The following is a 231-nucleotide window of genomic DNA, read 5'->3' on the forward strand; positions in this document are numbered from 1 at the left end:
CTGGATTAGCTGGTTGGACCCATGCTTCACCCTCGTGACCAACTTCTTGGGTACCGTTAGCACTGATCGGTCCAGTGTAATCTGGATTTGCCGGTTGGACCCATGCTTCACCCTCGTGACCAACTTCCTGCGTTCCATTAGCACTTGTAGTATCGCTACTGATTGAACCTGTGTACTCTGGATTAGCTGGTTGGACCCATGCTTCACCCTCGTGACCAACTTCTTGGGTAC

General features: G+C 51.5%; 1 protein-coding gene. It reads right to left on the reverse strand.

Features of this window, described 5'->3' with window-relative positions; genetic code table 11:
* Positions 1–231 (reverse strand): hypothetical protein (locus tag AX662_RS10865; RefSeq protein ID WP_197414719.1); only part of this gene is annotated, 231 nt, incomplete at both ends.

Source organism: Streptococcus sp. CCH5-D3, assembly GCF_001556435.1.
In the GTDB taxonomy this organism is placed as follows: Bacteria; Bacillota; Bacilli; order Lactobacillales; family Streptococcaceae; genus Streptococcus.